Below are 6,448 nucleotides of genomic sequence, written 5' to 3' on the forward strand. Positions count from 1 at the left end.
AAACCATAAAAAGGTTCAACCCCTGGATAATGATTCACGCTTACCATTGAAAGATTATGGAATCCTTTTCTTGATAATTCATGAAGTAAAAACATGAACATAGTTTGGTCATATCTATCATGCTCAAACCAAAGCGTTATCTCTGTTGACCTAGGCAAATCGTTAAGTAGCTGATTTTGATTTTTACAATTTGCAATAAATATTGTTGCTGGAATACCTAACTTTTGCTCAAAAAAAAATGCGCGGCGGATTATAAACTGGTCTGTCGAGCTATCCTTTGTTAGCGGACCCCAATCGTACATTTCTCTCCAAACGATTACATCACCGTCAATATCTTTTATCTTCTCTCCAACTACTTCCCCATTTACAATGTGAATCATTGAGTCACCCTCTCATATATAATTTTTTGAGATCAGACTTTATTTGCTTTTTACGGAGTATATGAACAATGATATAGTATTTGTAGAGAATAAATCTAGGATTTGTACATAAACAAGGGGGAGAAATCTAAATGGTTCAAATTAAAAATATATCGCTCATAGGTCTAGGAGCAATTGGATGTGCGTATGGGAGTCAATTGTTGAAACATCATCATGGCGCAATCCGAGTGATTGCTGAACAAGAGCGTGCAGCGCGGTACCAAGAAAAGGGAATTTTTGTAAATGATGAAAAATATGATTTTACATATGTAAATCCAGCGGAGATTGTTGAACCTGCCGATTTAATTCTTGTATCGGTTAAAGCAAATCAATTAACACAAGCTATCAAAGACATAAAGAACCATGTTGGAAAACAAACTATTATCCTATCCTTATTAAATGGAATTACAAGCGAAGAAGCAATTGGGAAAGTATACGGTATGGAGAAAATGCTTTATTCCATGTGTATTGCGATTGATGCCAATCGCGCAGATAATCATACTCGCTTTTCAAATCTAGGAACCATTGTGTTTGGCGAAAAAGAAAATATACATTATACGAAAAATGTAAAAGCAGTAAAAGAATTATTTGATCAAACAGCTATTTCCTATGAAATTCCAGAAGATATGCTTCGATCTCTTTGGTATAAGTTTATGATTAACGTAGGGATCAACCAATGTTCCGCAGTGTTACGAGGACGCTACGGCGTTTTTCAAACAATTGATGAAGCCAAACAGTTGATGGAAACGACGATGTGGGAAGTTATTCACGTTGCGAATAAAGCTGGTGTGGGTTTATCAGGTGATGATATTACGAGATGGTATGATGTATTAAACCAGCTAAATCCAACAAGTCGTACTTCTATGCTTGAAGATGTGGAATTAGGAAGAGTAACAGAGGTTGACACCTTTGCCGGGGTGATTTGTGAATTAGGGAAAAAATATGGAGTGGATACTCCTGTAAATCAAACACTCTATTCTATCATTAAAGCAAATGAAGCGATGCAACATACTTCATTTGCTCCATCATTTGTATAAGTTTTTCTTATTTCAAAACAAAGTTCGAATAAAACGAGGGGAAAGTTTTCTTCCCCTCGTTTACTTTTATTTAGCAAAACATTTCTTTCAATTGGTCTCAGTATGCTTAATTTTTAAAAGTTGAATAAAATTGTCATCTCTTTTTTGTAATGCAGTATGTATAGAAGCATTGTTATAATCATATATTCCACTTTCAGTCTTTACACCAAGCTTATTCTGTTCTACTAAATCTCTAATAAGTTCTGGAGCACTTTCATCTTTCGCTAACACAGGTGATAGATTGTCCAGCACACGTTTCCATGTATCAAGGCCACCATAATCTGCAGTTTCTAATGGACCAATAAATGCCCAGCGAAAGCCTGGGCCACTTTTCATGGCGGTATCGATATCCCGTGCATCAGCGACTCCGCTTTGTAATAAATAAAGAGCTTCACGTAGTAGGGCTGCTTGCAGACGATTTGCGATAAAACCAGGAACTTCTTTTTTTAATAATACAGGTACTTTCCCCATAGTAGTAAGTAATTGCATGGCTGTATCAATCACGTATTGTGCAGTCGTTTCATGATTGATAATTTCAACAAGTGGCACTAAGTGAGCGGGATTAAAGAAATGAGTAATAATAAACCGACTTGGTATTTTAGCATATGTAATCAGTTCGGTCAGAGGTAGTGTACTCGTATTAGATGCGATAATAACATGATCCTCAACTATATCTTCTAGTTTGTTAAATAGATCCCACTTTAACTCAATCACTTCAGGAATTGCTTCGATAATAAAATCTGCACGGTGTACGCTCTCATGTAGATCAATGGATGTCTGTATACGTTTTAAGGTAGCTTCTTTCTCTTTAGTTGTGATGATTCCATGTTGTATGAACAAAGTTAAATTTTCTTGAATCGAATCCATTGCATGTGACAGAGATTCTTTATTATTATCGTGTAAAACAACCTCGTTTCCATACATTGCGCAAGCCTGAGCAATACCTTGACCCATAATTCCAGCACCAATAATTGAAATGTTATGTAACATATATTGTTTCCTCCTCCAAAACGCGATATGAAACATATTCCATTTCAAGTAGCAAATTTCCTCTTTTTTGACTAATCCATACACAGTTATTCATCATTAATATAAAGTCAGTGTCCGAATTATAGGTAGGAGGAAGTATAGCGTGCAGAAGAATATATGAGATATTTGCTTGTAGTACGCAAGTAGATGTAAATGTTCATGTAAAATTGTTAATTATTTAGAAAAAAACAAATAAGTAATCCCCCTTCGTAGAAAGAAGAGGGATTACTTATTTCGTAGTACGAAGCTTTCCTGCGTCTTTAATCATAACTGATACATTAACCGAAATAGAATCCTCATTCAAAGGGAGTATTCCATTTTTACTTAATTTTTTCCAGAGCTTATTGTTTTTTTTATGCAATACCTCATTTAATTGATAGATATCCGCATTCATGGTGACTGCTTTAGCATATGTATGCAGTATTTCCTCTTTTATTTTTGCAGCAGCGTAATCGCGTATAAGTACTTCATCTACACTTTGATCTAATTCATTGATAATTCCGCTAGCTTTCACGTTAATGGTAAAGTGAACATTCTCTCCGTTCATGCTTGGCTGAATCTTAACTTTATTTTTGCCAATAACAACTTTCGCAATAACTTTGCCATCTTTCTCAATCGAAAGACCGTTTCGTTTTGACTTTTCTGTCATCCATCGATATCCTGCTATGTCATTACCGGTTAGTGAACCAATTAAATTTTGTTTTGTTACCAAAGACATGCCATCTAGTTGAATGGCTGGCAGTTTTTTATGATCTTCTCCCCATGTATCTCCTTTTGTTAAACTTACTTTCGGAAGGACTCCAGAATTTCCTGGTTGTTGAAGTTCAATTAAGAATTCACGCATTTTGAATGGTAAAATGAAAGAGTTTTGCTTATAGCTATTCGTGGGCTCTGCTAATTTATTAAGTGCTGAAGTAATTTGTACTGGCTGATAAGAACTTAATACTTGTTTAATATCTTCTTCAGTACTATACATATACATGCGATAGCGTGTCTCGCGATAGCGGTCCATTAAGTCCAATACTTTATCCAATCCTTGGTTTTCAAGTGCAGACTTTGAAAGCACCAAAAATTTCAAATGGCCCCAAAAGAGGCGAATTTGCGTTGAATTGTACAACTTAAACATAGCTTCATCTATATCCTTTCCAGCACTGTGACCAATTTCAATCTTCTCTTTACTAATTGCACCTCCACTCTCTGATTTTGCTAGACTTCCAATGCTTATTAATTGTGCATACACAACGTACTGGCCATCTTTATAATCAACTCCTAGGCCATGTAGATAGGCCATCCGCTCTGGCTCAACTGAATCCCAGCATCCACCAAGAAGAGGACAAAGGATGAAAAACAACAGAAGAATTCTTTTTCTTTTCATCCTTTCTTTCCCCCTGAGCGAGTTTTATCCTTTGGAGTAAGAGCATGTGGACGTTGATTATTTGCTTTAGCTGGTAAACGAAATACCGCGTGCAAAATATTTGATACATTTATACGTGTAGCAATTCCAAGAAAGGGAACACCAAATGTCCGGATTCGTGCTATATATAATAAAATGCAGAAAAGAGCTGTAAAAAAACCTGGGAGTCCAAATATACCCGAAAGGAAAAGAACGAAAAAGCGCAACAAGGTCACCGTGCCAATAAGTGATTGATTGGCAAGAGTAAACGTAGCAACAGTGGAAGCTCCAATAATGACGAGCATCGATGCACTTGTCAATCCAGCGCGAATGGCGGCGTCACCGATAATTAATCCACCAACAACACTTAAAGTCTGGCCAACAGGAAGCGGTAATCTCATCCCCGCTTCTCGGAATAATTCAAATAGAAGCATCATTAAAATAGCTTCTAATACACTTGGAAGCGGAATTCCCCTTCTTGATTCTACTACCGTGGCAAGTAAAGTGAATGGAATTTGATTTTGGTGGAAGGACGTTAGTGCCACCCAAAACCCTGGTAAAAAAGTGGAAATGATTAGCCCTATGACTCGCATCAATCGTTCAAAGGAATTGTATAGATATGTATTCTCTGTGTCTTCTCCTGTCTTTAGTAAAAAAAATAAATTAGCAGGCGCAATAATTGCATAGGCAACCCCGTCAATAAGGATAGAAAAACGGCCACTAAGCAACGAATGCACAATAAAATCAGGACGACCCGTGTATTGACCTCGCGGAAAAATATTGTAAGGATCATCATCAAAAAGTTCCTTTAGTTGATTTCCGCTGAAAATACTATCTATATTAACAGTTTGTAGTTTTTTTCTAATTTCTTTAAGAATGGTTTGATCTGCAATATCATTAATATAAATAATGCCTACCTTCGTTTTGGAACGTTTACCTATTTCAAGGTATTCTATGCACAGAGAATTGGTTCGTAATCGCTTGCGAATTAATGCAACATTCGTCGTAAGATCTTCAATAAAATTATCCCTTGGTCCTTGCACAGTCACTTCTGTTTTGGTTTCTTCTGGTTTTCGATTTGGAACGTTCGATATATCAACAGAAAATATTATATTAACTTTTTCTATTAAAACTACAAGCTTCCCAGAAAACACATTATTGATAATTTGTTCCTTATTTTCAACCCACGTTAATCCAGAAACAGGGAAATACTCTTGAATCTCTTCCTGTGTAATGACTTTATATTGCTCAATAAAATTTTTTAATCTTACAAAAATGATAGAGTCGATCATTTCTGTCTTAACCATTCCTTGACAAAAGGCGAATAGGATAGTGTACCCTGATAATGAAATCTGCTGGAATGTAACATCTCCACATTTTTGAAATAAAGATCGGAATGTTTTATCATCCATTGGTTGATTTTCCTCCTTTAATTCGAGTAAACAGAACGATTATTCCAAGCAAAATAGAGATTCCAATAAAAAGATAAGCAGTCGTAGGAAGGAGTATGGTAATGAGTAGTTTATAAAATACAGAATCACTCATGGGAATAAAGCCTACACTTGTCATTAGTAGGAATGCACCAAATAATATCCATTTATTTATTTTTTTGTTTTTTATATTTATCAGTTCTATCGTAATGAGTAGAAGTAAAGAAGTACGAATATAGGCACCAGACATCCATTGATAAATAGATAAAAAATCAAAATGTTCAATGAATTGACCAAGCTGCACAAGACCCCATTCTTCATAAGCTGGATGTCGCTGTTTCGCAGCTTCTACAGGTCCAAATTCTGCGATGGCTGCAACAAGAGGACCCATTGTTAAAAACCCGAGTAGCAAAATATTAATAAAAAAATCACGGTAGCGAAAAGGCCTTTCTATTTTTTGTTGTAGAAATAGAAAAAAAAGAAGTTCTGCCATTGCTGCAATTTGGTATATACTCGCCTTCAAAATAGGTGAAAATCCATTTTCTAATATCGGAAGGAGTAACGAATAATCTTTTACTTGTATATTAACTGTAGCAACAAAAAAGCCGAATACTAAGACCATCGTCAATAGAAAAAAATTAATAATTGCCATTGTACGTAGACCGAATGCTGCGGTAATCGTACAAAGGGCTCCAAACATTATTGTACCTACCCATTCCGGCGTTGTTGGTAAAAAGTCAATTCGTACCCATGTTATAGTTTCTCGTATTGAAAAGGAAGCAAGCAAGATCAAATAGATACAAATCACTATTAGGATGAGTGCCGTAAAGAATATACCTATATGTTGTTTTAACCAAATATTCAAATGTTGTTTTTTTGTTTCCTTATGAATAGAAATCAATAAAATACACCATAGACTAATAACAATAACGGAGAAAAGTACGGAAATCCATCCATCACGACCGGCAGTCTGTAGTAAAGGTGGGATAATCGTGACATGCGTTTTAAAGCCTATAGCCATCATCGCTAAGTATGAAAGTTGAAAGACGGTGATGCTATCAGAATTTTTCAATAGGATCCTCCCTTACCTTATCATTATCT

The 6,448-nt window shown here is 35.7% G+C and carries 6 protein-coding genes; 1 reads left to right on the top strand and 5 read right to left on the bottom strand.

The window, feature by feature from the left end; translation table 11 throughout:
• The coding region (locus tag AC11ZT_RS12720) for a DUF1835 domain-containing protein (protein ID WP_484059956.1) at positions 1-380 on the bottom strand (380 nt) is incomplete at its 3' end.
• A gap of 131 nt (positions 381-511) precedes the next feature.
• Here AC11ZT_RS12720 and AC11ZT_RS12725 point away from each other — a divergent pair.
• On the top strand, positions 512-1,456 hold the full coding sequence (locus AC11ZT_RS12725; RefSeq protein WP_484059957.1) for a ketopantoate reductase family protein: 945 nt from the start codon (positions 512-514) through the stop codon (positions 1,454-1,456).
• Positions 1,457-1,543: 87 nt separating this feature from the next.
• Here AC11ZT_RS12725 and AC11ZT_RS12730 read toward each other — a convergent pair whose 3' ends face one another.
• From AC11ZT_RS12730 to AC11ZT_RS12745, 4 genes are all read right to left on the bottom strand, one after another.
• Positions 1,544-2,485, bottom strand: coding sequence for a 3-hydroxyacyl-CoA dehydrogenase family protein (locus AC11ZT_RS12730; RefSeq protein ID WP_484059958.1), 942 nt, complete (start codon positions 2,483-2,485; stop codon positions 1,544-1,546).
• Between the two features lie 268 nt (positions 2,486-2,753).
• Positions 2,754-3,899, bottom strand: a complete 1,146-nt coding sequence (locus AC11ZT_RS12735) for a Ger(x)C family spore germination protein (RefSeq protein WP_484059959.1) — start codon at positions 3,897-3,899, stop codon at positions 2,754-2,756.
• The gene (locus AC11ZT_RS12740) at positions 3,896-5,329 is read right to left on the bottom strand and encodes a spore germination protein (protein ID WP_484059960.1); all 1,434 of its coding nucleotides are present in this window, start codon (positions 5,327-5,329) and stop codon (positions 3,896-3,898) included. Before AC11ZT_RS12740 ends, AC11ZT_RS12735 begins: the two co-directional genes overlap by 4 nt.
• Entirely contained in the window at positions 5,322-6,419 is a 1,098-nt protein-coding gene (locus AC11ZT_RS12745) for an endospore germination permease (RefSeq protein ID WP_484059961.1), read from the bottom strand. Before AC11ZT_RS12745 ends, AC11ZT_RS12740 begins: the two co-directional genes overlap by 8 nt.
• Positions 6,420-6,448: the final 29 nt, after the last annotated feature.

It is taken from the genome of Ectobacillus sp. (genome assembly GCF_056992975.1).

What these genes read in the sequence shown, in the direction of transcription:
- AC11ZT_RS12725 (WP_484059957.1), top strand. Translation starts at nt 512, where the DNA reads ATGGTTCAAATTAAAAATATATCGCTCATAGGTCTAGGAGCAATTGGA.
- AC11ZT_RS12730 (WP_484059958.1), bottom strand. Translation starts at nt 2,485, where the DNA reads ATGTTACATAACATTTCAATTATTGGTGCTGGAATTATGGGTCAAGGT.
- AC11ZT_RS12735 (WP_484059959.1), bottom strand. Translation starts at nt 3,899, where the DNA reads ATGAAAAGAAAAAGAATTCTTCTGTTGTTTTTCATCCTTTGTCCTCTT.
- AC11ZT_RS12740 (WP_484059960.1), bottom strand. Translation starts at nt 5,329, where the DNA reads ATGGATGATAAAACATTCCGATCTTTATTTCAAAAATGTGGAGATGTT.